This is a genomic window from Bacillus jepli (assembly GCF_047238305.1).
Classification (GTDB): domain Bacteria; phylum Bacillota; class Bacilli; order Bacillales; family Bacillaceae_L; genus Ferdinandcohnia.
This window is the reverse complement of record NZ_JBDFMO010000001.1, coordinates 2,521,439-2,547,156: the sequence shown is the minus strand read 5'-3', so window position 1 is coordinate 2,547,156 and position 25,718 is coordinate 2,521,439. Positions and strand designations below refer to the sequence as shown.

22 protein-coding genes and 1 other annotated feature are annotated in these 25,718 nt (G+C 37.5%); of the genes, 2 read left to right on the top strand and 20 right to left on the bottom strand.

Annotated features, from left to right (window positions below; genetic code table 11):
• Nucleotides 1-7: 7 nt before the first annotated feature.
• The 7 genes from ABC371_RS12995 to ABC371_RS12965 all read right to left on the bottom strand — a co-directional run bounded on the left by ABC371_RS12995 (nt 8) and on the right by ABC371_RS12965 (nt 9,791).
• Nucleotides 8-1,663 carry a GspE/PulE family protein gene (locus ABC371_RS12995; protein WP_412897179.1) on the bottom strand — a complete coding sequence of 552 codons (1,656 nt, stop codon included), beginning with the start codon at nt 1,661-1,663 and terminating at the stop codon, nt 8-10.
• Nucleotides 1,664-1,677: 14 nt separating this feature from the next.
• Nucleotides 1,678-3,000, bottom strand: coding sequence for a G5 domain-containing protein (locus ABC371_RS12990; protein WP_412897178.1), 1,323 nt, complete (start codon nt 2,998-3,000; stop codon nt 1,678-1,680).
• Nucleotides 3,001-3,275: 275 nt separating this feature from the next.
• Nucleotides 3,276-4,778 (bottom strand): pilus assembly PilX N-terminal domain-containing protein, encoded by a 1,503-nt coding sequence (locus tag ABC371_RS12985; RefSeq protein ID WP_412897177.1) that lies wholly within the window; start codon nt 4,776-4,778, stop codon nt 3,276-3,278.
• Between the two features lie 10 nt (nt 4,779-4,788).
• Nucleotides 4,789-5,181, bottom strand: coding sequence for a prepilin-type N-terminal cleavage/methylation domain-containing protein (locus ABC371_RS12980; protein ID WP_412897176.1), 393 nt, complete (start codon nt 5,179-5,181; stop codon nt 4,789-4,791).
• A gap of 5 nt (nt 5,182-5,186) precedes the next feature.
• Complete coding sequence (locus tag ABC371_RS12975; RefSeq protein WP_412897175.1) at nt 5,187-5,618, bottom strand: type IV pilus modification PilV family protein; 432 nt, start codon at nt 5,616-5,618, stop codon at nt 5,187-5,189.
• 160 nt (nt 5,619-5,778) lie between these two features.
• On the bottom strand, nt 5,779-7,080 hold the full coding sequence (locus ABC371_RS12970) for a bifunctional folylpolyglutamate synthase/dihydrofolate synthase (RefSeq protein ID WP_412897174.1): 1,302 nt from the start codon (nt 7,078-7,080) through the stop codon (nt 5,779-5,781).
• A 68-nt stretch (nt 7,081-7,148) separates the two neighbouring features.
• Entirely contained in the window at nt 7,149-9,791 is a 2,643-nt protein-coding gene (locus ABC371_RS12965) for a valine--tRNA ligase (RefSeq protein WP_412897173.1), read from the bottom strand.
• Nucleotides 9,792-9,871: 80 nt separating this feature from the next.
• Nucleotides 9,872-10,100: a binding site (T-box leader), on the bottom strand.
• A 190-nt stretch (nt 10,101-10,290) separates the two neighbouring features.
• On the opposite strand from ABC371_RS12965, the gene ABC371_RS12960 reads away from it, so the two are divergent.
• Complete coding sequence (locus tag ABC371_RS12960) at nt 10,291-10,485, top strand: hypothetical protein (RefSeq protein ID WP_116351656.1); 195 nt, start codon at nt 10,291-10,293, stop codon at nt 10,483-10,485.
• 13 nt (nt 10,486-10,498) lie between these two features.
• Here the strand turns inward: ABC371_RS12960 and ysxE are convergent, their stop codons facing one another.
• From ysxE to hemA, 8 genes are all read right to left on the bottom strand, one after another.
• On the bottom strand, nt 10,499-11,539 hold the full coding sequence (gene ysxE, locus ABC371_RS12955; protein ID WP_412897172.1) for a spore coat protein YsxE: 1,041 nt from the start codon (nt 11,537-11,539) through the stop codon (nt 10,499-10,501).
• Between the two features lie 84 nt (nt 11,540-11,623).
• Complete coding sequence (gene spoVID / locus ABC371_RS12950) at nt 11,624-12,829, bottom strand: stage VI sporulation protein D (RefSeq protein ID WP_412897171.1); 1,206 nt, start codon at nt 12,827-12,829, stop codon at nt 11,624-11,626.
• A gap of 157 nt (nt 12,830-12,986) precedes the next feature.
• A complete protein-coding gene (gene hemL, locus ABC371_RS12945) occupies nt 12,987-14,276 on the bottom strand; it encodes a glutamate-1-semialdehyde 2,1-aminomutase (RefSeq protein ID WP_412897170.1) in 1,290 nt (429 codons plus the stop codon).
• A 69-nt stretch (nt 14,277-14,345) separates the two neighbouring features.
• A complete protein-coding gene (hemB, locus tag ABC371_RS12940) occupies nt 14,346-15,326 on the bottom strand; it encodes a porphobilinogen synthase (RefSeq protein ID WP_412897169.1) in 981 nt (326 codons plus the stop codon).
• 14 nt (nt 15,327-15,340) lie between these two features.
• Entirely contained in the window at nt 15,341-16,129 is a 789-nt protein-coding gene (locus ABC371_RS12935; protein ID WP_412897168.1) for a uroporphyrinogen-III synthase, read from the bottom strand.
• Entirely contained in the window at nt 16,129-17,061 is a 933-nt protein-coding gene (gene hemC, locus ABC371_RS12930) for a hydroxymethylbilane synthase (RefSeq protein WP_412897167.1), read from the bottom strand. The genes ABC371_RS12935 and hemC overlap by 1 nt, the downstream gene beginning before the upstream one ends.
• Nucleotides 17,062-17,076: 15 nt before the next feature.
• Nucleotides 17,077-17,910 (bottom strand): cytochrome C assembly family protein, encoded by an 834-nt coding sequence (locus ABC371_RS12925; protein ID WP_412897166.1) that lies wholly within the window; start codon nt 17,908-17,910, stop codon nt 17,077-17,079.
• Between the two features lie 16 nt (nt 17,911-17,926).
• The gene (gene hemA / locus ABC371_RS12920) at nt 17,927-19,279 is read right to left on the bottom strand and encodes a glutamyl-tRNA reductase (RefSeq protein WP_412897165.1); all 1,353 of its coding nucleotides are present in this window, start codon (nt 19,277-19,279) and stop codon (nt 17,927-17,929) included.
• Nucleotides 19,280-19,651: 372 nt separating this feature from the next.
• Between hemA and ABC371_RS12915 the strand changes: the two genes are divergently transcribed.
• Nucleotides 19,652-20,137 (top strand): LiaI-LiaF-like domain-containing protein, encoded by a 486-nt coding sequence (locus ABC371_RS12915; RefSeq protein WP_412897164.1) that lies wholly within the window; start codon nt 19,652-19,654, stop codon nt 20,135-20,137.
• A 105-nt stretch (nt 20,138-20,242) separates the two neighbouring features.
• Here the strand turns inward: ABC371_RS12915 and ABC371_RS12910 are convergent, their stop codons facing one another.
• The 5 genes from ABC371_RS12910 to lon form a co-directional block, all read right to left on the bottom strand.
• Nucleotides 20,243-20,965, bottom strand: coding sequence for an amino acid ABC transporter ATP-binding protein (locus ABC371_RS12910; protein WP_412899346.1), 723 nt, complete (start codon nt 20,963-20,965; stop codon nt 20,243-20,245).
• 30 nt (nt 20,966-20,995) lie between these two features.
• Nucleotides 20,996-21,658, bottom strand: coding sequence for an amino acid ABC transporter permease (locus ABC371_RS12905; RefSeq protein WP_412897163.1), 663 nt, complete (start codon nt 21,656-21,658; stop codon nt 20,996-20,998).
• An 85-nt stretch (nt 21,659-21,743) separates the two neighbouring features.
• Nucleotides 21,744-22,526 (bottom strand): transporter substrate-binding domain-containing protein, encoded by a 783-nt coding sequence (locus ABC371_RS12900; RefSeq protein WP_412897162.1) that lies wholly within the window; start codon nt 22,524-22,526, stop codon nt 21,744-21,746.
• A 210-nt stretch (nt 22,527-22,736) separates the two neighbouring features.
• Nucleotides 22,737-23,318, bottom strand: coding sequence for a ribosome biogenesis GTP-binding protein YihA/YsxC (gene yihA / locus ABC371_RS12895; RefSeq protein ID WP_412897161.1), 582 nt, complete (start codon nt 23,316-23,318; stop codon nt 22,737-22,739).
• Entirely contained in the window at nt 23,315-25,639 is a 2,325-nt protein-coding gene (gene lon, locus ABC371_RS12890; RefSeq protein WP_412897160.1) for an endopeptidase La, read from the bottom strand. Before lon ends, yihA begins: the two co-directional genes overlap by 4 nt.
• Nucleotides 25,640-25,718: the final 79 nt, after the last annotated feature.

The window sequence follows — 25,718 nt, the reverse complement described above, 5'->3', positions numbered from 1 at the left end:
GTCCCACCTATTCAGCCGTTGTTACTCTTAATATTTCCTCTGTAGTTGTTAATCCTTGTTTTACTTTTAATAGCCCATCATCAATTAAAAAGATGGTTTTGTTTTTGATGGCTAGTTCACGAAGAGTTGTGTAAGACTCTCGATTCATAATTGCCCTTTTCATGTCGTCGTTGATTACCAATAACTCATGGATGGCAACCCTACCTTTGTATCCTGTCATATTGCAGGTTCCACAGCCTTTTCCTCGGTTCACTTTTTCAATGGTAATTCCACGTTTTGTGAAGATTTCGAGCTCACGTACAGTTGGTTCCTGCAATCGACCACAATCTCGACATACACGACGAACCAATCGCTGAGCAACCACGCCTGAAAGCGATGAGGCAACAAGAAATGGTTCAACACCCATATCAATTAAGCGTGTAATCGTACCAAGTGAATCATTTGTATGGAGAGTACTTAAGACTAAATGACCCGTTAATGATGCTCGAACAGCTACATCTGCTGTTTCCTGGTCACGAATTTCTCCAACCATAATGATATTAGGATCTTGTCGTAAAATGGCACGAAGCCCTTTGGCAAAAGTCATTCCAACATTTGAATTTACTTGAATTTGATTGATACCCTCTAACTGGTATTCAACAGGATCCTCAATTGTAATGATATTTACATCTTCAGAATTAAGCTGATTTAATGCAGCATAAAGAGTTGAAGATTTTCCTGACCCGGTAGGACCCGTTATTAATACAATTCCAGTTGGGTTATGAATCAGTTTTTTAAATCGTTTTAGGTTCACATTATTAAATCCCAATTGTGAAAGATTATTTAATGCGCTCCCTAAATCTAGAACCCTCATTACAATTTTTTCACCAAATACAGTTGGTAAGGTGGAAACACGTAAGTCAATATGATGTGCTTCAAGATTTATTTTTATTCGACCATCCTGTGGGATGCGGCTTTCGGTAATATCTAGATTGGCCATAATTTTAATACGTGCCGTTAAGACACCTTGCATGCTCTTTGGTAACGACCGTTCCGTACGAAGCACCCCGTCCACTCGATAACGAAGCAAAACCTTTGTTTCATGCGGGTCGACATGTATATCACTGGCACGCTGTTGAACAGCATTTTGCAGGATTTGGTTTACTAATTTAACAACTGGTGAATCCTCATTTGTAATTCTCTCTTCTTCAATTTCCGTAGGAGCTTCTGCAAAAAGCTCCTTTACCCCTTCGTCTAAATCATAAAACTTATTTATCGCCCGTATTATCTCATCTTTAGAAGCTATGACGGGCTCGATCTGAAACCCAGTCGTTAGGCGTAAATCCTCAATGGCGTAATAATCCATTGGGTCTGCCATCGCAACATATAGCTTGTCCCCATCTTTGCGAAGGGCAATTAAATGATGTCTTCTCGCCATTTCTTTTGGTATCAAAGTCGTTAATGATGTGTCGATTGGATATCGAAATAGACTCACATGGGGAATACCTAATTGAAACTCAAGAACCTCGATTAATTGTTGCTCCGTAATAAACCCTTTTTGAAGAAGAATATCCCCTAGTTTTTGTGATTCCGACTGATCTTCAAGGGCTTGTTTTAATTGTTGCTCTGTTAAAAGACCTGCCTCGATAAGCAAATCACCTAATCGCTTACGACCTCTGAGCATAGACTTTCCCCTCCCTAAGATTTTTGTAAATGCAATGGATCAGGATCCTCCCATAAATCTATATTTTCGTTATCTTCGCCCGTATCATTTCCAGATTCTTGATTATTTTCTTCACCGTTTGAACCATTATTTGTTCCAGGAGCAATTTCCGGATCCAATATATTGCCTTCTGGTTGCTTATCGCTCGGGTTTTGAGGGGGTTCCGGAACCAAAATACTATGGGATTCGATTGTGTGAATTGGTGGATAATAGTCTTCAGCTATCTTCACCTTTTCATCTACCTCACCAACTTTTTGGATGATGCGATAGATTTTTCCAAATTGACCTGCAGTTCCTTTTTGTTTGATAACCATTTCGCCTTTAGGAAGAGTACTATCATACTGCTTAATAATCTTAGGTTCGATGGACTCTACATCTTCTATTTTCACATTAATCGAAGTTTGTATTTCTGGACCAATTAGCTCTACACTAAATTCATGATTTTTCAATGAAAACAGTAATTTATACTCGTAAGGATTAACATTATAAATCATTAGATCTTTTTTTTCTTTTTCAATCAATGCTTCATTGCCGAATGTAGCATAATAAGGCAGCTGTGCACTAATATGTCTTTCGATGATTTCAAAATTGGAAGATAAAACAGTTGAATAAATTCCAGTCGCAATCACACTTAATGCTTCATTGGAATAATTAGATGTTGTTCCGCTTTCCGATAAAAATGTGAGTAAGGAAAATGGTTTGTTTGCGGGTAAATTTAACAAACCAAATTCCTTCACCCATTTTACAATTTCACTTTCATCCTTAAGATTGCGAATGACTGATTGTGATACGACATTATTTTCATCTACTTTGACAAATTGCATAAGATTAATTTCAATTTCACCAGGATGTAAGGTTGATGCGGAAAGAAGCAACTCATTTTCAAGCTCCACTGTGTTAATATCTATTGAGCTAAATTCGTTTAAAACTTTTTCAAAGTTTTCATCCTTAATCCCTGTTAACAAAAGGTTTTGAGTACCATTAACTGCTGTATTTATACTTTCAAGGATATTAAAACTAAACATTTCCCGTTTGTTTACCACATTTTTCATATCACCCGAAACAAGCGAGATGTCACCCATTCCATACCAAGTCTCAACCTCTGCTAGTATTGCAGCTCTTGCATCTTCTTCACTAAGACCCGATACATCAACTGGTCCAATCATTGTTACTTCCTTGAAGGAATCATCAGCGAAGAAGGCATGGTATGTTTTTGATCCAAAAGTCGAAAAAAGGGATAGGAGTAAAACACAAAGTAAAAGCAAGCTAAAAATTTTAACTGTATGTAATTTCTGCATCGATGTGCTCCTTTCAACTCTTTTTGACTTCTATATTTAATCGTGATTAATTTGTATTGTCTCCAGATTCAATTACATGATTTTAAAAAAGACATTAAAAACACTCAAAACAGAATAGTAAAATATACCTATTCTTCCCCTATCATTTTATATGAAAATAGGAAAATACTAAAGATAATTAAGGGCCTATTTGTAATAAAAACAATGATTTTGTTACAATTCGTCATTTTTTACAAAAAAAAAGGAGCGATACGCCCCCTAAGCATTTTATCAACTTATTTTTCTCGAGTAGGTTCCGCTGAAAGAATATCCGTTGGTGAAATGGTTTCTGTTGTACCACCAAACATTGGGGGTAGATCTTCAAAAGAAACTTTTTCATATGTTATTACCCCTCCACCTGTAATGGTAAGATTTTTAGAAATAATATTACCTTTTACTGACCCACCTCCTAATATTTTCACATTAGCATTAGGAGCATAAAATACTTGAGTCACTGCACTCGCATCACCATCAATGTTTATTTTTACGCCACCAGTAATAATATGTCCTTGAAAACCAGAACCCCTAGTCATTTCAATGTCTGCATTTTGGGCATATAGCGAACCATATATTTTTTGGCCTCCTGCCATTTCTAGAGTTGATCCTTTATAAAAAATATCAAGTTTTTTTATTTGTTCTTTTATAAGGTTCGACTTTGTAGCTTCATTCATTTTTTTACTTTCAATTTCATCTGTTGTATTAATAACACTACTACTCCCCATAGTAATTTTATTAGTAACATAAAGAGTGAGCTTACCTGCTCCAATTATATTTATTTTTCCATTTACAATATTTAAGTGATCTACAACTATACTGCGATCAGCATTTCCAATATTAATATTTAGTGTTCGATTTCTTGTAATATAAATGTCATTGAATTTCAAATCCTTGTCCATATTCAAAAAATAGTTATCTGCTAAGTAGTTATCAATGAGCAATGAACCGTTATCAATGACATTATAACTATTATTTATCCTCTCATTTTCCGGTTTTGAATTGGATGGAAAATCAGGAAAGGGAGGCAGGTCGAATGTATTTTGATAAGGTAAATTTACTACTTGGAAATTTGAATTATTAATAACATCATTTTTAGCATTAGGTCCTACATATATTGTTCCTGTTATACTTGCACCACCATTAATGATGACCGAATTTGGGGCAGAAGAGTTAGTTCCGGCATCACCGATAATTTGTGCACCTCTTGATAAATCAATTTTCTCTTTCACAAACACCGCCGTATCAGGAATGTCAATATTCGATTTATCTACCCAAGATATACGAATTTGTTTCTCCACAGTACGTGACCGATTATCGATTGTTCCGATCGAAGTGAGTTTATAATCTCGATAGTTGTCATTCACATCGTAATTCCCAATCTTTTCTATCGTTATTTTTGCCTCTGGTATATGGCCAAAAGCTTCTTCAAAATTGCGATAGGGTGGTTCATTATTTATGTCCGCAACCATATGATCAATTTCTGAAAAAAAAGTTCCTCTGGTGGCAGAGTCATTATAAATATTTACAATATTTTGATTTACCATGTCCATTGTATAGGTTATGCCCGATTCAGCAATATAATAGGTAGATTGGTAGGTTCTTTCACCAGAACTCATTTTCATATTGTTAAGGGTGAGTCCCATTATGGCTAGTCCTAAAATTGTCATGACCGTAAGAATTAATAGTACCATGACAAGAGCAATACCTTTTTCATTTTGGATAAATGAAGTTTGTTTTTTCACAATATCACGCCTATTCTCGGATATAAATAGTAGTTTCTGGCAGAGCTCCTATTTTTAAAATCACTTGATTTCCATTCTTCGAAACATTAAAACCATTTATATTCGTCATAAACTCTTCATTATTTTTTTCAATTGTGGTTCCCTCAAGTTTGTATACATCTGAGCCATTAATCGTTAATTCATTGGGATTATTGACCTTAACCGTATCTGCTTTTCTTATTTCTTTTGTAATTAGATTTGCAGCAAGTCTTTCATGTGATTGGATTTGTACTTCATTCTTTTGGGTAATCATCTGTTTTTGCCCAAATAAGTGAACAGAGCTAGCAAGCAAAAGAATAATTGAAAGAAGTGAAATGGCAGCTAAGAGTTCAACTAATGTTACACCCTTCTCACACTTTTCCATCCTGATCACCCACTCTTTTTCCAAGATATGATCGTCTCCATTTGGGACTCGAGCTTTTGTTTACTTGAATCTCTATATACTTTTAAGACAACCTTCACTAGGTCAGTTGAGGTATCTTTTAATTGTACAAATACATAACGGTCATCTTTCGTCATTCCATAACAAGTACTACATGAAAGATCAGTGTTGTATCCATAATCATTCATTTGTTTTGATAATTCACTAAGGGAAGGGGAAGCAGACTTTGTATTTAATTGAATTATTTCTTCCATCTCTGATTCCGCAAGATAAGTGGATTCAGTAATACTCTTAGAAAGATTATTTGCTTTAGATGATTGAATGAACATCGGTACAATTGTAACAATGATTAGAGAAAGAATGACAATGGAGGCAAGAACTTCGATTAAAGTGATTCCGCTTTGATTCTTAATCTTCATCCTCCACTCCCCCTTCTCAATTAGTTCTTTAGCACCATTATAGGCTGAATAAATTATTTAGAAAAGAAAAAAACATAAATCCATGTCATATGTTGTCTTTTTCATGAAAAAAAGATAAGAAAGTCTTTTCTTATCTATTTCACATCGGCCTTGACTCTATTCAGTTTAATAAAAATCTCCTAACCTCTGAAATAAAATATAGGGAGCCCGTAATAATGAGAGCTGCATTTTCTACCGAAGATACTCGTTCTACTCCAGCTTCCACTGCCTCCTGCCAATTATCGACAGTTTTTATAGACTCACCTGCAGATGAATTTTCATATAGTTCTATTGTGGTTGCAGCTCTTGGGTAGTCAAAGCTTGTAAAAGTTAAGGTTTTTGCGATTTTTTCAAGTTGCCCAATCATTGTGTCTAATTTTTTATCACTTAAGGCACTAAAAATAATGTGGATGTCTTTGCCTCTCAAGTGAGCTTCTATCGTGTTCACAAGACTATTAACACCTTCTGGATTATGGGCACCATCCAGGATGACCAGTGGATTCTTCGAAATCTCTTCAAATCGCCCAACCCATTTCGTTTTTTCTAAACCTGTCACAAGTTGACGCTCTTCTATTTGTACAGCACCAGTATCTTGCAACATATGAACTGCCAATACGGCTAAACTTGCGTTTCTCACTTGGTGGGCACCTTTCATCGAGATGTGCAGATTTTGAAAGGTTTTATTCTGTGTTTTGACCGTAAAAGATTCTCCGTTATTTGATTGGTGACCAAGGATAAAGAAATCCTGCCCTAGTTGATATAAAGGGCTATTTTTTTCTTTGGCTTTCGCACTTATAACTTCAATCGCTTCCTGTTGTTCAACTGCCGTAATAACAGGTACATTTCGTTTGATGATTCCCGCTTTTTCGCCCGCAATTTCTTCAATTGTATCTCCAAGAATATTCATGTGATCAAAGCCAATACTTGTGATAATTGATATAAGAGGGTTAATAACATTGGTTGAATCAAGTCTACCTCCTAATCCAACCTCCATAATCACAAAGTCGATATTGGAAGCTTCCCCAAAATAATAAAGAGCCATTGCCGTGATTACTTCAAATTCAGTTGGACCACCAAGTTCGGTCCCCTCCAACTCTTCCGCTAATGGTTGTATCACTTGTAAAAGAGAGACAATTTCATCATCTGAAATAGGCTTTCCATTTACACTAATACGTTCATTAAATGTCTCGATATAAGGAGAAGTGAAGGTTCCAATTTTATAACCTGCTTCTTGTAACATGTTTCGGATATAGCTAACAGTAGATCCCTTCCCGTTTGTTCCCGCTACATGAATGGCCTTGATTTTTTCTTGCGGATGATCGAGTCGTTCCATCATCCATTCCATTCGGGATAGACCTGGCTTCATGCCGAGTCTTAATCTCCCATGAATCCAAGAAAGGGCTTCATCATAAGTCTGTATCATATACGTTCCTCCAAATATAGTTAAAATGAAGGAAAGACGAATCTATATAAGATTCGCCTTTTATTCATTTAGCCTCTTAATTCTGCAATGCGCTCACGAACTGTTTCTCGTTTTTCGAGATAGTCTCTTTCTTTTGCTCGCTCTTCATCGATTACTTTTTGAGGTGCTTTCTTTACAAAACCTTCGTTGCCTAGTTTTTTCTGAACGCGTTCAACCTCTTTATCAAGCTTATCTAGTTCTTTTTCTAGTCGCTTAATTTCTTCTTCGATATTAATAAGTCCTTCAAGTGGTAGGAATAGTTCCGCACCTGTTACAACAGACGTCATTGATTTTTCAGGTGAAGTAATATCAGTTGCAATCTCAAGCTCACTAGGATTACAGAATCTCTCTAGGTATGAACGATTCTTTTCTAGTTGGGTTAGAACTGTTTCATCCTTTGCCTTAATATAAAGCTTAATTTGCTTGCTCATTGGTGTATTCACCTCTGCGCGGATGTTTCGAACAGAGCGAATAATATCTACTAATAGTCGCATTTCCTGTGCAGCTTGGTCATCTGAAAGTTGCGCATTTACTTCTGGCCATTTTGCAATAGTAATGGATTCGCCATTATGCGGCAGATTCTGCCATATTTCCTCGGTAATAAACGGCATAAATGGATGTAGCAATCTCATTGTATTATCTAAAACATAAGCAAGAATCGATCTCGTTGTCTTCTTCGCTTGCTCGTCTTCACCGTATAAAGGAAGCTTCGCCATTTCAATATACCAATCACAGAAGTCATCCCAAATGAAGTTATATAATACTCTTCCTACTTCACCGAATTCATATTTATCAGCAAGATTTGTGACTGATGCGATTGTTTCATTTAGGCGAGTTAAAATCCACTTATCGGCAACAGATTTTTCACCGCTAAAGTCAATGTCTTCAAACGTTAAATCACCCATATTCATTAATGCAAAACGCGATGCATTCCAAATCTTGTTTGCAAAGTTCCAAGTCGCTTCAACTTTTTCAATACTAAAGCGTAAGTCTTGCCCTGGTGAGCTTCCAGTTGATAAGAAGTACCGTAATGAATCGGCACCGTATTTGGCAATGACATCCATTGGGTCAACACCATTTCCAAGTGACTTACTCATTTTACGACCTTCTGCATCACGTACTAGACCGTGAATTAGAACATCCTTAAATGGACGTTTCCCAGTAAATTCAAGGCCTTGGAATATCATTCTTGATACCCAGAAGAAGATGATGTCATAGCCAGTTACAAGAGCATCTGTTGGGTAGTGACGTTTAAAATCTGTAGCATCTTTATCAGGCCAGCCCATTGTCGAAAATGGCCATAATGCAGAACTAAACCACGTGTCTAAAACGTCTTTGTCCTGCTCCCAGTTGTCAATATCTGCTGGTGGTTCATGATCAACATATACCTCACCAGTTTCTTTATGATACCAAGCAGGGATTCTGTGACCCCACCATAATTGACGCGAAATACACCAATCACGAATATTCTCCATCCAATGTAGATACGTCTTTTCAAAACGTTCTGGAACGAAATGTACTTTATCTTCCTGACTTTGAAGTTTAATCGCTTCATCCGCTAATGGCTGCATTTTTACAAACCATTGTGTGGACAAATAGGGTTCAACTACTGCCCCACTTCGCTCACTATGTCCGACTGAATGAAGATGGTCTTCAATTTTGAAAAGTACACCTTCTTCTTGAAGGTCCTTAACAATTTGCTTTCTGCATTCAAAGCGGTCCATACCTTGGTATTTACCAGCATTCGCATTCATCGTTCCGTCTTCATTCATGACGAGAACGCGTTCGAGATTGTGACGATTGCCAACCTCGAAGTCATTTGGATCATGGGCAGGTGTGATTTTTACAGCACCAGAACCAAATTCCATATCAACATAATCATCACCAACAATCGGAATTTCCCTACCTACGATTGGAAGAATCACAGTTTTACCGATTAGGTGTTTAAAGCGCTCATCCTCTGGATGAACCGCGATGGCAGTATCGCCAAGCATGGTTTCAGGACGAGTTGTTGCAATTTCAATTGATCCGCTACCATCTGCTAAAGGATAGCGCATATGGTAAAATGCACCTTGAACATCTTTATAAATGACCTCGATGTCAGAGAGGGCTGTTTTTGTTGCAGGATCCCAGTTGATAATGTATTCACCGCGATAAATAAGCCCTTTTTTATATAAGGTAACGAACACTTCACGAACTGCTTTTGATAGTCCTTCATCAAGTGTGAATCGTTCTCTTGAGTAATCTAAACCAAGTCCTAGTTTTGACCATTGCTCACGAATATGACTCGCATATTCTTCTTTCCACTTCCATGTTTCCTCTACGAATTTTTCTCGCCCTAAATCATAGCGAGTTTTTCCTTCCTCACGTAGCTTCGCTTCAACTTTAGCTTGAGTCGCAATACCGGCATGGTCCATTCCTGGTAGCCACAGAACATCATAGCCTTGCATCCTTTTTATACGAGTTAGAATATCCTGTAAGGTTGTATCCCACGCATGCCCAAGGTGTAACTTCCCTGTAACGTTCGGCGGTGGGATGACAATTGTGTATGGTTTTTTCGAAGCATCATCTTTTGCTTCAAAAAATTTACCATCCAACCAATATTGATAGCGGCCCGCTTCAATTGCTTGCGGGTCATACTTTGTAGATAACGTTTTTTCATTTCCTTCCATGAGTTTTCCTCCTTAAAAAAATAGCCAAAATTCAATCAAATACGCCTTGGCGTATAAATAAAAAACTCCACTCATCCTCATAAAAGGACGAATGGAGTTTATTCGCGGTACCACCTTTTTTCATAGATAAAGAAACGTATCTATGCTCTCAAGAAAAGATAACGGCTTTTCACCGGCTTTTACTACTCAAATTTCATAAAAGCTACTTAAGGGCGACCTTCCATCGTAACGTTCCTAAGAAATCTCACAGCTACTGATTTCTCTCTCTGAAGGGGTTTCCGATGTACTCTTCCCTCTCATCGTATGTAAGAATTTTTATATTTACTTAAAGATTCTACTACTTATTTTTATGAATTTCAATAGGTATTGTCAATAAGGGTAGCCAAGATTTTTATCCTTTATTCATTTTGTTGCTTTTTGTTACAAATTTATCTGATTGGAACTATTCTGTTTATCCAAGCATATTTTAATTATAGGATATTTGAAGGGAGAGATCAGCGTGAAAGGACGTCGTTTTAGAAAATATTCGTATCCTCATTGGTTGCGTCAAACTCGGGATTTTTGTGCGCAATTTATTATTCCGATTACAGTTGTTCAAGCTGTTCGGACTATTTTTATTCCAACCACGATTGATGTATTTTTTTTAGCCATCTTAATTTTCCTTGTAGTATGCATTCAATTAGATTGGGTTTAGAAAATCCCATACATTATTCCGTATGGGATTCTTCTTCTCCCTGCTCTTTTCTTTTTTGTTCTGCCTCAAGAAGTTTCACGGAAACGAATTCAATGTTTTTCGTGAGCCAATAAGCTCTTTGTAAAGCTTGGACATGCTCCCGCTCCGATTTGTTTTGTTTACGCTCAGAATAATTCCGCACACACCGGTAAATGGGTTCTGGAAATGTTAAATGGCTTAAAAAAAGATAAAATTCCTCTTCCCGCAATGGAAAACGGCTTTGATAGGCTTCAAACCACTCTAGACAATCCGTACATAGCATTGGATATGTTTTTAATATACGGAAATAAAGACTCACTAAATCATTTGTTGGACTAGCAAATCCAGCTTTTTCAAAATTTGAAAGATACCCTTTACCGCTATCATCATATAAAAAATGAGATTCTGATAGATTATTTAGCGTTAAGGCGTTACGAAATGACTTACTCTCTTTCATTATTTCATGCCATTTTTCGAGTTGGGTTCTTGCAAAAGATGAGGCAAGACTGGTTTCATAAAAATACGTACAAAACTGTAGTTCAAAAGGGGACATGTACCATTTTGCCTCTGCTTCTACAACAAGCCTTTCAAGAAATTGGTTACGTTCTTCCCATTTTTTGATGATTGTTTCATAGTGTCCTGTAATCTCATTTTCTTCATTAATTTGTTGTTTACTTACAGTTGTTAGATGAATCCTTGCAATTTCTTTAAAAAACCCAAGATAATGATCTCCACGATGATCGAGTGTATGGCTTTTCAACCATGGCATTAGATAATGGAATTTTTGGTTATGATAAACAAGATATTTTCCTTCGCCAGTTGGGTAAATGGGGACAGCCCTCGTGTAACCCTGTTGAAATAATTGTTGAAGGAAAGTGGGGAAGGATGGATTGATTTTGTGCGAAATCGATTTAAGAGCATAAATGCCTTTGTCTGTAACGACTTTTGTGATTTTCCCGAATCGTTCAAGTGATAAGGGCTTTAGACTATATTTCTCTAAGATAGGCCCGATACTACTTATATCATTTTTATTCATTGGGCCAACCACTCTCTTTCCTAGCAATTTTAATGGTCACAATCAAGAAAACAGGGCGAGGTTTTCCTCCCCACCCTATCTTCTTTACGTATTCGCTTGAACAGGGATATATAATAACTGTCCTTCAGAAACGGAATCGGTATTTAGTGAATTAACCCGGACTAATTGTTGCACACTTATTTCATAACGCTGAGCAATTTTTTCCAATGAATCTCCATGCTGGACGATACAGATTTTCATTGTCGTATGGTCATCCACTTCATCTCTACCAAATATTTTGGTTAATAACAAATCATTTTCACTTCGTTTTACAGATTCTTCTGTTTGTTCATCTCTATGCTCCTGAACCACTTCTTTTTCCCGGATGGCTGTGGAGCTTTTCTTATTTGGTTGATCAGAACCAAAGCTTAATTGATTATCATGCCTCGCTTTCACCTCAATTGAAGGTGTTAAAACGGCTTGCACCTCTTCTTCTTCAATTGCTTCAACAACCTCAACTTCCTCGTCCTGTTCCAGATAGACTTCTTTTCTGGCTTCGACCTCAAAAGGAACAAAAAGGTCAGCATCAGATTCTTCTTCCTGCTGTTCCCTTGTAACAATAACTTCCTGTTCCTCTACCTCACTATGTAGCACTACTTCCTCTTCGTTTTGTAGTACTACCTCTTCCTGCTCTTCATGAATTTCTTCAACTACATGAACATCTTCTTCTTCACTTACTTCCTCTGCAGCTACTTGAGTTTCTTCTTCCTCTTCAAATGAACTGCTTCTTACAAGCTCCAATGTTTCTTCAGCAGTTTGCTCAACAGCAACAGGAGATTGTTCTTCTTGTTTCATCGTCTCAGGTGAAGCTTCCTCTTTAGGTGCTTGAGTAACCCCTCGGATACCACTTATGGCTAAATCGGCAACGACCTGTAAACAGCCCCGCTTTGGAATTTCATAGTCAAATGTTTCAATTAAAACATACACATCATCTAAGCTTTGAACACGGTCTTGTGGAATCGTAATGTCGACAGGGAAGCGATGGGTTAGTTCACTAATTCCATCCTCACGTGTAATAACCTCATTTACCAGTCGAACCGAGGCAAAGTCACGATCTCCCTCTTCCGCACTGTTTTCATCTATTCGATATTCACCTGTTAGCTGTAATGCACCGCGAATGGACACATATTGGTCATGCTCTTGAATGACAATATCAGGGTCAAGTGATATTGAGATGAGCTCAGAGACTTCCTGTCCCTTTTGAAACCAGACTGATTCCTCTACTGAAAATCGTAAGTTTTCAGATGACATCAGCTACTCCTCCTTTCAGTCTCCTTCTAAACAGATTTATTATGACATTACAATTTTTATGATAGTTCCAGGGGATTTATGATAAGTTCTTAAAGAAGTTGTTTGAAATAAAAAGGCAGACCCAGTTTGTTTTATCTGAGTCTGCCTTATGGTCTTCTTAGCCTTTAATTATTGAAAATGCATTTTCGGCTGCTTGAATTGTTTTTTCGATATCTTCTTCAGAATGAGCGGTAGAAAGGAAAATACCTTCAAATTGAGATGGCGGTAAGAATACTCCACCATTTGCCATTTCACGATAATACGTTGCAAAATACTCTAAGTTAGATGTTTTGGCAACATCATAGTTAATGACCTTTTCATTTGTAAAGAAGAAGCCAATCATCGAACCAGCACGATTAATGCAATGTGGGATGTCATATTTTTCAGCTGCCTTCGTAAGTCCTTCTTCCAGTCGATCAGCTTTCTTTTTGAACTCTGTATAGTCTTCTGGTTTTAACTGTGATAAAGTCTCATAGCCTGCAGTCATCGCTAGTGGATTACCAGAAAGTGTTCCTGCTTGGTAAATTGGTCCGGCTGGTGCGATTTTTTCCATAATGTCTGCACGTCCACCATATGCTCCTACAGGTAGACCACCACCGATTACTTTACCTAGACAAGTAATATCAGGTGTAACACCAAAATAACCTTGAGCACAATGATAATCAACACGGAATCCTGTCATAACTTCATCAAAAATTAACAATGTACCATACTGTGTTGTAATTTCGCGAAGTCCTTCAAGGAATCCAGGTTGCGGAGGAACAACCCCCATGTTTCCTGCGACTGGCTCGACGATGACGCCAGCAATATCTTCTCCAAACTGTTCAAATGCATATTTTACTGCTTCTAAATCATTATAAGGCACTGTTATAGTATTTTTAGCAATGCCCTCAGGTACGCCTGGACTATCAGGTAAACCAAGTGTTGCCACACCAGACCCTGCTTTAATTAATAACGAGTCACCATGTCCGTGATAACAGCCTTCAAATTTCAAGATTTTATTACGACCTGTATAACCGCGAGCTAAACGTAATGCACTCATAGTGGCTTCTGTTCCGGAGTTTACCATACGAACGATTTCAATGGAAGGAACCCGTTCAATTACAAGTTTAGCAAGTTTATTTTCAGATAATGTCGGAGCCCCAAAGCTTGTTCCCATTTCTGTTGCTTTTTTAAGGGCTTCTACCACTTGATCATTTGCATGACCGTGAATAAGAGGTCCCCAAGATAGTACGTAATCTATGTATTCATTTCCATCGATATCATATATTTTTGAGCCCTTCCCGCGCTCCATGAAAATTGGATCCATATTTACGGATTTGAAAGCACGAACTGGACTATTTACTCCACCTGGCATAAGGTGGATACTTTCCGAAAAAGCCGCTTTTGACTTTTCATAACTTCTCATCTTCTTAACCCCTTTCTTTTAATGGGGCCTTGTCCCCATCGCGTTAATGAGGGACAGGCACTTCATTCGTTAATTTTCCTTTAACCAACGTGCAACATCTTTTGAGTGATACGTAATGATCAAATCCGCTCCTGCACGTTTCATCCCTGTTAGCATTTCCATGACAATTTCTTGTTCATTGATCCAACCGTTTTGAGCTGCTGCTTTAATCATTGAGTATTCTCCACTCACGTTATAAGCAACTATCGGTGCATTAAAATGGTTTTTAACATCGCGAACGATATCTAGGTAAGACAATCCCGGCTTTACGATAAGGAAATCTGCGCCTTCTTCAATATCAGATTCTGCTTCACGTAATGCTTCTAAACGGTTAGCATAATCCATTTGATAGGTTTTACGGTCACCAAAAGAAGGAGAGCTCCCAGCTGCATCACGAAATGGACCATAAAAGGCAGATGAGTACTTAACCGCATAGGACATGATTGGCACATTTTCAAAGCCTGCTTCATCCAAACCGTGACGTATCGCTGTCACAAATCCGTCCATCATGTTAGATGGTGCAATAATGTCTGCACCCGCTTTTGCCTGACTTACGGCAGTTTTCGCTAATAATTCTAACGACGGGTCATTTAGTACTTCTCCGTTTTCAATCACTCCGCAATGGCCATGTGATGTGTATTCACATAGGCAGGTATCTGCAATTACGATTAATTCTGGATGTTTTTCCTTTATAAATCTTGTTGCCCCTTGAACAATGCCGTGATCATGATAAGCCTCTGTACCAACCTCATCCTTATCATTAGGCACACCGAATAAAATGACTGATTTAATACCTAACTCTACAATTTCAATAAGTTCTTGCTCCAGTAAATCTAATGAAATATTATAGACACCCGGCATTGAGGAAACTTCAATTTTTTTATTGTCTCCTTCCACAATGAATAATGGGTAAATTAAATCATCAGTATGTAGATGTGTTTCACGCACTAATGCTCTCATGTTTGCTGATTGACGTAATCTTCGATGTCTAGCAAATTGTAATTTCTCCATCTATATTCTCCTCCTTATGCTTTTAAATAATTTATAATTTCATCGAGTAAATGGTCAGTTGTATAATTCTTAGGACAAATATGAATTGGGATATGTAAATGGTCCGCCGCTTTCTTTGTTTCCGGTCCGATGCAAGCGAATAGTACATGATTTGTCCATTCTTCCCACTCCGTTTGTTCCACTATTTTATAGAATTGCTTCACTGTAGATGGACTTGTGAAGGTGATAATATCAATTTGTTTTTCTTTCAAAAGCGTGATTAAATGTTCCTTATCACGAGAATCTCCAACTGTTTCATAGACAATTAAATCTGTTGCCACAGCACCATGTTTTGTTAATTCATCGACTAAAAAAGATCGTGATAAATTCCCACGAGCTAGTAAAAAGCGGACACCTGGCATCACATAAGGTCTTAAACTTTCAAACAAACCTTCTGCGATAAATTCATCAGGTACAAGCACCGGTCTATAGCCTTTTGCCAACAAAGTCTTCTCCGTTTTTGAACCGACAACAGCTATTTTGGGCATTGGAATATTCTTAGTTACTTTTTCCAATACTTGATCATAAAACTCAAAAAAGAAATCAACACCATTTTTACTTGTGAAAACCAGCCATTCATACCTGTGTAAATTCTTTATTGTTTCTGCAATAATCGTTGTATCTTTTGGTTTTTGGAACGTTAGTAATGGTATTTCAATTGGAGTTCCACCTGCTGCCAAGATTTTCTTAGAAAATGCTGCAGCCGCACTTTTACCTCTTGTATTTAAAATCGTTTTTCCCAACAGAGGTTGTGTGCTATCCATTACTTATTAAGCTCCTCTTTCACTTGGTCAATTAACTCTTTTGCACCAAGGTCTGATAATTTTTTCGCAGCTTCATGTCCAACTTCTATTGGATTTTCCCCATAAACCTGTTCTTTAAAAATGGTTTTCCCATCTGGTGAGCCCACCAAAGCAGTTAACGCAATTTCTTTATCACCTGACATTGTTGCATAAGCTGCAATTGGAACCTGGCAGCCACCTTCCATTTTATGAAGAAAAGCACGCTCTGCTGCCACTGTATTTTGAGTATATTCGTCATTTAATTTTGACAATGCAAGTAAAATTTCAGCATCATCTTCGCGGCATTCAATAGCAAGAGCACCTTGACCAACTGCTGGTAAACAAACCTCTGGTTCCACAAATTCGGATACTACATCATCAGACCATCCCATGCGCTTCAAGCCTGCAGCTGCTAAAACGATTGCATCGTAGTCTTCATTTTCTAGCTTGGAAAGTCTTGTATCGATGTTTCCACGTATCCATTTAATTTCAATATCATCTCTTTTTGCAAGGAGCTGTGAGCTTCTTCGTAAACTGCTTGTTCCAACAATTGCCCCAGTAGGAAGATTGTCGAAGGATACATCCCCTTTTGAGATGATGACATCACGATGATCTTCACGCTTCGGAACACATCCTATGACAAGTCCTTCAGGTAGTTCAGCAGGCATATCCTTCATACTGTGGACAGCCATATCAATTTCCTTATCATATAAAGCTTGCTCAATTTCCTTTACGAAAAGGCCTTTTCCGCCCACTTTGGATAGTGTAACATCCAGAATCTTATCACCTTTTGTTACGATTTCCTTAACCTCAAATTCATTGGGAACACCCAGATTTTTAAGCTGCTGGATTACCCAGTTTGTTTGTGTAATCGCTAATTTACTTCTTCGAGAACCAACAATAATTTTTCTCATACATGCTCCTCCTGTCTATGTAAGCCAAAAATGGAAATTTGATAAACTCCCAAACAAAAAGAAATTAACAAGTAAAAATAAAAATGCTCCTATATTCCAGTAGGCAATTGTTTTTCCTTGGAGCTTTTGAACAACCCTTTTATAAAGGTACACTAAGTAGATAACTAAAACAAAAAAGGAACCTAATACTTTTGCATCGTAAAAATAAAAATTTTCAACCTTGATATAGGCCCATAGCACACCTAATATAAGCGCTAATAGAAGCATTGGCACCCCAATTAGATTCAATACATAGGACATGTAGTCAAGCTTTGATAAATCATCTAGTCGGAGAAGTCGTTTTCCCCATTTTTTCTGTTTTAACAAATTGTATTGAATTAAATAAAGAATTGAAAAAACAAACGATAACGAAAAAGCACCATATGAAAGAATCGCCATCGTGATATGAATCATAAGTAATTCCGAAATAAGCTGAGTCTCCACCGCACTTGAGCCATGCTGTCCTGGAGCAAAAGTATGTAAGGCCATAATGAAAAACCCTAATAAATTTGTAAAAAATACAATGAAATCCACTCTCAAAAACTTGTTTAAAATTAATGAGAGTGTAATCAATACCCATGCATAAAAATAGAGTCCTTCAAACATGGACAATATCGGTAATCTACCTGTATTCAGCATTCGAGTAAGGAGAAAAATCGATTGAATGATCCAAACAAATGCAAGTAACCAGAAGGCAAACTTATTTACCTTCCGGTTATTATGAAGAAAATCTATAAAATAAAGTAGGACACTTAAGGCATAGAGAATTACAGTAAACTCATGTAATCTCGTTACATTCATCTCTACCATTTCGAATTTCCCCTCATTATGACTGTAGAGAAGGCTGCTGTCTATTGGCTGCTACCAAGTTCACATTATCCTTTTCCTTTTGCATCCCGTACTCAGAAACAACTGCTTCCTCAATATCAAAAATCTTCATAAATAATCCTAAAGATTCATCTGCATTTGGCTGGGCAGCAAGTTCCTTCGCTTGTAAAATAGGGTCTCGCAGTAGCTGATTAATAATACTTTTCGTATGTTTGTTCAGTACTTTTCGCTCACGCTCAGTAAGATTAGGCATTTTGCGTTCAATACTTTCCATTGTTTCAGCTTGAATGGCTAATGCCTTTTTGCGCAACGCTGAAATAACGGGAACGACTCCTAACGTGTTTAACCAATTCTTGAATTCAACGATTTCATTTTCAATCATGAGTTCAATTTCTTCAGCTGCTACTTTTCGTTCCTGAAGATTAGCTTCAACGATTCCTTCTAAATCATCGATATCATATAGAAAGACACTTTCTAAATCTGCAAGTCCTGGATCTAAGTCCCTTGGCACGGCAATATCAACCATAAATAAAGGACGACCCTTTCTCATCTGTTCAACATCCTGCATCATTTCTTTTGTAATGACATAACCTTTCGCACCAGTCGAACTTATCATGATGTCAGCATCAACCAAGGCACATTGAAGTTCCTCAATCGCTTTTGCTTCCCCTTGAAATTTATCGGCAAGGTTTTGTGCTTTTTCATAGGTACGATTCATCACTGTTACTTTCCCCACACCAGAACCGTGTAGGTTTTGCACAGCTAGTTCGCCCATTTTTCCTGCACCTAAGATAAGGACATTCTTACTTGAAAGATCACCAAAAATCTTCTTTCCAAGTTCAACGGCAGCATAACTCACTGAAACAGCGTTTGACCCAATTTCCGTTTCAGAATGCGCACGTTTTGCTAATGTAATGGATTGCTTAAATAGGTGGTTAAATACAGTTCCTGATGTCCCTTCTTCTTGTGCAGAAAGAAAACTTGAACGTACTTGTCCAAGAATTTGCGTTTCACCAACTACCATCGAATTCAACCCACATGTAACATGAAAAAGATGTTCAACGGCACCTTCTTCTTCAAAGATATTCAAATATGGTGCAAATTCTTCTTTATCAATTCCAAACCATTGTGAAAGGAAATCTTTTATATAATAACGTCCTGTATGCAGTTGGTCGACAACAGCATATATTTCTGTCCGGTTACATGTTGAAACAATGACATTTTCTAAAATACTCTTTTTCCCTTTTAATTCTTTCATTGCTTGTACAATGCTCTCTGAATCAAAAGTCAATTTTTCACGTATTTCGACAGGGGCTGTTCTATAGTTTAGTCCGACCATAATTGTATGCATAATCTCTCACCCCAACTTTTAAATAATAAAATAGATTTCGTTCCAAAAAACTACTACTATTATACCATGTATGATGTGAACGATTGTCGAAAAATGTGTGAACAGTTTTTGACAACCTATGCTAAGATGAATTTATAATAAGAAAAGTGCAAGGTGCCCGTTTATCGGCGACAAGCACAAGACAAGCGCTGACAGAAGGCGGTTTTTGCCTTCAGAAGTGATTGGCTTGTGACCTCGAGCCGATGGCGCCTGGAAATAGACATAAAAATGAACCTATAAATGCGTTTATACTAATAAATAAGTCGTTTTGACTTCAATCGTTACCATAACAAAAAAGCATGGTCAAATCAAGTAACTAGCATGGGGGACTATATGAAAAAAAATAATCTCTTTTCTGGTATTATCCTTGTGGGGATTGGTTGCTATCTCTTGCTTCAACAATTGGGTATACCAGTATTCACCAACTTTTATTCATGGCAAACACTCGTCATCATTGTCGGAATTGCTTTTCTCGTACAGGCATCTGTCGAAAACAATCCAAGTAGCATCTTACCTGGTGTCATTCTGGTTGGCTTTGGATTTCACTTTCATGGGATCAATCAACTTAGCTTTTGGCCAAAACAGCCAGGTACTTTATTGTTTATTATTGGCCTTGGTATGCTGTTTACCTATTTTAAGACAAAAAATGGACTATTCCATAGTATCGTTCTGTTATTTGTTTCGCTATTGTTTCTCAATTATGGCCGATTTATAAGCTGGTTAGGATTTTTAGAGGGCAGTTTTTCTTTCATTTTAGACTATTGGCCTCTTCTCCTTGTCGGGATCGGCTTTTATTTATTATTCATTAAGAAAAAGTAAATTATACCAAAACCAATCATACCCACGAAGGTTAAAATTCGTGGGTGTTTCTATTCCATTAAAAAAGCACCTCAAAGTTTGCCCCTTTGAGATACTTAAATAGCCTTATAGAATAGAGTTGAGAAAATCCTTTGTTCGTTGTTCTTTTGGATTTTCAAAGATTTCTTTTGGTTGCCCGACCTCGACTATTTTTCCATCATGCATGTATATAACACGGTCGGCAACCTCTCTCGCAAACCCCATTTCATGGGTGACTACAACCATCGTCATTCCTTCGTTCGCTAATTGCTTCATGGTATTAAGAACCTCTCCCACTAATTCTGGGTCGAGCGCAGATGTCGGTTCATCAAATAACATAATTTCAGGTTTCATTGCTAATGCCCGAGCAATAGCAACACGTTGCTTTTGCCCTCCTGATAATTTAGATGGATACACATTTACTTTATCTTCCAATCCAACCTTACCAAGTAGTTCCTCAGCCTGTCGGACCGCTTCTTGTTTTGGAATCTTTTTAACCTGAGTGGGGGCCTCTATGACATTTTCAAGGACTGTCATATGAGGAAAGAGGTTAAAATGCTGAAAAACCATTCCAACTCTTTGCCGAATTTCAGTTAGATTGTGGTTTTTTGGTTCTATTTTTTCATCTTTAATGATGATTTCTCCACTTTCCTTTATTTCTAGAAAGTTCAAACAACGAAGTAGCGTACTTTTCCCAGAACCACTCGCCCCTATTAAACAAACAACTTCACTTTCTTCAACGACCATGTTGATATCTTTTAATACATGTAAGTCACCAAATGATTTATTTAAATTTACAATCTTTATCATTTCCTTCTTTCCCATATCATTTCACCGTCCTTATTTGTCGATAGCAGCCAATTTCTTCTCAAGCATTCCAACTAAAATTGTAAAGATTAGAACAAGGATTAAATAGTAAATCGCAACTATGAGCAAATATGTCATATAGTCAAAGTTATTCGATCCTAATGTTGTCGAGACATTAAAAAGCTCATTTAAACCGATAAATGCTGCTAGGGATGAGTCCTTCAATGCAATAATAAATTGATTTCCAAGAGGTGGTAAGGCTCTTCTAAATGCTTGGGGGAGGATGATTCTTCTCATCGTTAAGGTCCTACTCATTCCCAAAGACTGCCCAGCCTCCATTTGGCCACTGTCAATCGATTGTATAGCACCTCTAAAAATTTCTGCCAGATATGCTCCGTTATGGAATGCCAACCCTAATGTGACCGACCAAAACATCGATATGTCTAAAGCAGATAAACCAAAATAAAAAACAAAAATCTGTACGACTAACGGGGTCCCTCTTACTAAATATATATACAGATCTGCTATCTTAACTAAGATGGTTTTCGCTGAAATTTTTAAGAATGCAAAAAGCAAACCGATAAAAACGGCAATGAAAACGGCAACGATTGTTACTTGTAATGTTAGTAGCATCCCCTTTAAAAAAAGTGGATAGGTTTCAATTAATTGCTCAATGATATGACTTAATTCTGGCAATTTTACTCAACTCCTTTTTCAAATTGTCTCTCTTTAGAAAAAGAAACGAATGCGTAGGAAAAACACATTCGTTTCGATGATGTTCTTATTCTTCTGGATTTGTAGTTATATCTTCTTTGAAGTATTTTTCGCTTATTTTTTTCAGTGTTCCATCTTTTCTAAGCTTTTCGAGTGCTTCATTGATTTTTTTCAACAGTTCTTCATTTTCCTTTGAAACAGCAATTGCTTGCTCACTCAGACCGAGAATGTCCTTACCTTCAATGTCTAGCCCGTTGCCAATTCCTTCTTTTCCTGTTAAGAAATCCGTAATCACCGCATCATGTTTTCCAATCGCCAAAGCTTCTAATGCCGTTACATCACTATCATATTGAATCACGTTTCCAGTTACTTCTTGTGCCGTTTGTGCATAGGTAGAACCCTTTGAAACGGCAATTTCCAAATCCTTTAAATCTTCTAGACTTTGGACATCGCTATCCGGTCTGACAAATATTTGCGGTCCTGAATAATAATAAGGGGTTGAGAAATTCACATGCTCCGCACGCTCGTCTGTAATCGTATGACTAGCAACTGCAGCATCAAACCTTCCAGTCTTCACACCTTCTACAATACTGTTAAATTTAAATCTCTTTTGATTAGGTTCAAGACCAAGTTCCTTTGCAATTGCCTCTGCCACATCAATATCAAAGCCAGTCATAACACCATTTCCATCTGTAACACTAAATGGATTGTATTCACCCGATGATGCAAACGTAAATTTTCCATCCTCCACTAATTTCATCCCGTTTGAAGAAGACTTTTCACCGCCACAAGCACTTAAAACACCGATAACCAAAAGCAAAACGAATAAAGAGCACAGTCTTTTTTTCAACGCTGTTTTCCCCCTTTGTCCTACTAAATTTTTTTTAGTAGGGAATACCTATCTTTACTTATATCTTTATTAGTCCAACCACTGCCATATAACCTAATCGGTAAAATCACCAATAAAACTTTTTGTTTCTCCATTATTCCTTAAGAATCGTCATTCCTTCATTTTCACTCAAAAAAAACAGCCAAAGCGAATGCTTTAGCTGTTTTTCTTTTACATATACGATTGTAATACACTCCAGGCTTCATCTTTTCCTAAACCTGTTTCAGATGAAAATTTAATGAGATGGTCACCTGTCTCAAGCTTCAACGTCTCGCGAACCACCTTTAGATGTTTATCCCATTTTCCTTTTGGGATTTTATCTGCCTTTGTTGCAATGACGACAACTGGTATTTCATAATGCTTCGCAAAATCATACATAAGGACATCGTCATTTGTTGGTGGGTGACGTAAATCAACAATGAGAACAACTGCTCTAAGTTGCTCACGCGTTGTTAAATACGTCTCAATCATTTTTCCCCATGCTTCTCTTTCTTTTTTAGATACTTTCGCATATCCATAGCCTGGAACATCAACAAAATGCAATAATTCATTGATTAGAAAAAAGTTTAAGGTCTGTGTCTTACCAGGCTTTGATGATGTACGGGCCAATGCTTTTCGGTTGATCATTTTATTAATAAACGATGATTTTCCTACATTTGATCGTCCTGCTAGTGCAAATTCAGGTAAATCTCCCTCAGGATATTGTTCCGGTCTGACAGCACTGATTACGATATCTGCACTTGTTACTTTCATTTTTTCTCCTCTACTAACGCATGTTTTAAGACTTCATCTAAATGGGAAACCGGAACAAATTCCACATCTTCTCTTACACTCTCTGGAATATCTTCTAGATCCTTTTCGTTTTCCTTAGGAAATAGAATTTTCGTTAATCCAGCACGATGAGCACTAAGTGATTTTTCCTTCAAGCCGCCAATTGGAAGAACACGTCCTCTTAACGTAATTTCGCCTGTCATGCCTACTTCCTTACGAACTGCCCTGCCAGTTAAAGCAGATATAAGGGCAGTTGCAATTGTAATACCAGCTGAAGGTCCATCCTTAGGCACAGCACCTTCTGGAACGTGGATATGGATATCATTTTTTTCATTAAAATCCGGATCGATTTTTAGTTCTTCAGCTTTAGAGCGAATGTAACTAAATGCTGCTTGAGCAGATTCTTTCATCACATCTCCAAGCTTACCAGTAAGTACAAGCTTTCCTTTACCAGGTGCTAAGGAAACCTCGATTGATAGTGTGTCCCCACCGAATACGGTATAGGCAAGTCCAGTTGCTACTCCCACTTGATCCTCAATTTCTGCTTGGCCATAGCGGAATACTTGTTTCCCTAAAAAGTCAACGACATTCTTGTCCGTAATGACAACTCGTTTCTTTTCACCAGATACAATAATTTTAGCAACCTTACGACAGATTTTCGCGATTTGACGCTCAAGTCCACGAACACCCGCTTCTCTCGTGTAATAGCGGATGATATTTAACAGGGCATCCTCTCGCATTTGCAATTTCCCTTTTGTTAAGCCATGCTCTTTAAGCTGCTTTGGCAATAGATGATCTTTGGCAATATGAACCTTTTCCAGCTCCGTATAACCAGCAATTGTGATAATTTCCATTCGATCTCGAAGCGGTCCAGGAATGGTAGCCAAATTATTCGCTGTCGCAATGAACATTACCTTCGATAAATCATAAGGCTCTTCAATAAAATGATCACTAAAGTTGAAGTTTTGTTCAGGATCCAATACTTCAAGCATTGCTGATGAGGGATCTCCTCTAAAATCATTCGACATTTTATCAATTTCATCTAATAAAAAGACTGGATTAATTGTACCGGCCTTTTTCATCCCTTGAATAATTCGGCCTGGCATTGCACCGACGTATGTTCTACGGTGTCCTCTGATTTCAGATTCATCACGAACACCACCAAGTGAAATTCGCACGAAATTTCGGCCAAGAGATTTTGCCACCGATTTTGCTAACGATGTTTTCCCTACCCCCGGAGGTCCAGATAGACATAGAATGGGTCCTTTTAAGGAATTGGTTAACTGTTGAACAGCCAAGTATTCAAGAACTCTTTCTTTCACCTTTTCAAGTCCAAAATGGTCTTTCTCGAGAATTTCTTCCGCGCGATGAATATCCAGACGGTCTTCCGTCGCATTTGTCCATGGTAATGCTATAAGCCATTCAATATAATTTCGAATCACTGCGCTTTCCGCAGATGTTTGGGGAATTTTTTCGTAGCGGTCGAGTTCCTTTAATGCTACTTCCTTTACATGGTCAGGCATACCTACAGCTTCAATTTTTTCTCTGAGCGAGGATACTTCACCCGTTTTGCCTTCTTTGTCCCCAAGTTCCTTTTGAATGGCCTTCATTTGCTCACGAAGGTAATATTCTTTTTGAGTTCTTTCCATTGAGCGCTTGACACGTTGACCAATCTTCTTTTCGAGGCTTAAGACTTCTTTTTCATTGTTTATGATTGTAATCACTTTATCCATTCTCTCACGAACATCAATCGTTTCAAGAATATCCTGTTTTTCTTGAAGTTTAAGAGGAATATGAGAGGCAATGATATCTGCCATTCTTCCTGGTTCTTCAATGTCTGTTACAGACGTGTATGTTTCTGTTGAGATTTTCTTTGAAAGCTTTATGTATTGTTCGAAATACTCTAGCATCATCCGCATGAGTGCTTCTGTTTCAACATCTTTTGATTCGTCTTCTTCGAATGTTTTTACTTTCACTGAATAATAGCTATCATTGTCATAGATTTCTTTTATTTCAGCGCGGTAAAGTCCTTCAACTAATACACGTATTGTTCCGTTTGGAAGCTTAAGCATTTGTTTTACTTGTGTTAATGTTCCTATGTTATAAATATCATCCTTAGTTGGATCGTCAATTGACACATCTTTTTGGGTTGTTAAAAAAATGATATGGTCTTCTACCATTGCTTTTTCCAAGGCTTGCACTGATTTGTCGCGGCCAACATCTAAATGCAAAACCATTGTGGGATAGACAAGCAATCCGCGAAGTGGTAAAAGAGGAACAATGATTTCTTTTTTTCTTGTCATTGCTAACACCTCAAAATTGAATAAATATAGTTCTTAAATGTAAATTTTATCTTATTTAATAGCCAGTGTCTATTTTAGT

Excerpts from the sequence above, each read along its gene's own strand:
- ABC371_RS12995 (WP_412897179.1), bottom strand. The coding sequence starts at position 1,663 with ATGCTCAGAGGTCGTAAGCGATTAGGTGATTTGCTTATCGAGGCAGGT.
- ABC371_RS12990 (WP_412897178.1), bottom strand. The coding sequence starts at position 3,000 with ATGCAGAAATTACATACAGTTAAAATTTTTAGCTTGCTTTTACTTTGT.
- ABC371_RS12980 (WP_412897176.1), bottom strand. The coding sequence starts at position 5,181 with ATGGAAAAGTGTGAGAAGGGTGTAACATTAGTTGAACTCTTAGCTGCC.
- ABC371_RS12975 (WP_412897175.1), bottom strand. The coding sequence starts at position 5,618 with ATGAAGATTAAGAATCAAAGCGGAATCACTTTAATCGAAGTTCTTGCC.
- ABC371_RS12970 (WP_412897174.1), bottom strand. The coding sequence starts at position 7,080 with ATGATACAGACTTATGATGAAGCCCTTTCTTGGATTCATGGGAGATTA.
- ABC371_RS12965 (WP_412897173.1), bottom strand. The coding sequence starts at position 9,791 with ATGGAAGGAAATGAAAAAACGTTATCTACAAAGTATGACCCGCAAGCA.
- ysxE (WP_412897172.1), bottom strand. The coding sequence starts at position 11,539 with ATGAATAAAAATGATATAAGTAGTATCGGGCCTATCTTAGAGAAATAT.
- spoVID (WP_412897171.1), bottom strand. The coding sequence starts at position 12,829 with ATGTCATCTGAAAACTTACGATTTTCAGTAGAGGAATCAGTCTGGTTT.
- hemL (WP_412897170.1), bottom strand. The coding sequence starts at position 14,276 with ATGAGAAGTTATGAAAAGTCAAAAGCGGCTTTTTCGGAAAGTATCCAC.
- hemB (WP_412897169.1), bottom strand. The coding sequence starts at position 15,326 with ATGGAGAAATTACAATTTGCTAGACATCGAAGATTACGTCAATCAGCA.
- ABC371_RS12935 (WP_412897168.1), bottom strand. The coding sequence starts at position 16,129 with ATGGATAGCACACAACCTCTGTTGGGAAAAACGATTTTAAATACAAGA.
- hemC (WP_412897167.1), bottom strand. The coding sequence starts at position 17,061 with ATGAGAAAAATTATTGTTGGTTCTCGAAGAAGTAAATTAGCGATTACA.
- ABC371_RS12925 (WP_412897166.1), bottom strand. The coding sequence starts at position 17,910 with ATGGTAGAGATGAATGTAACGAGATTACATGAGTTTACTGTAATTCTC.
- hemA (WP_412897165.1), bottom strand. The coding sequence starts at position 19,279 with ATGCATACAATTATGGTCGGACTAAACTATAGAACAGCCCCTGTCGAA.
- ABC371_RS12915 (WP_412897164.1), top strand. The coding sequence starts at position 19,652 with ATGAAAAAAAATAATCTCTTTTCTGGTATTATCCTTGTGGGGATTGGT.
- ABC371_RS12910 (WP_412899346.1), bottom strand. The coding sequence starts at position 20,965 with ATGATAAAGATTGTAAATTTAAATAAATCATTTGGTGACTTACATGTA.
- yihA (WP_412897161.1), bottom strand. The coding sequence starts at position 23,318 with ATGAAAGTAACAAGTGCAGATATCGTAATCAGTGCTGTCAGACCGGAA.
- lon (WP_412897160.1), bottom strand. The coding sequence starts at position 25,639 with ATGACAAGAAAAAAAGAAATCATTGTTCCTCTTTTACCACTTCGCGGA.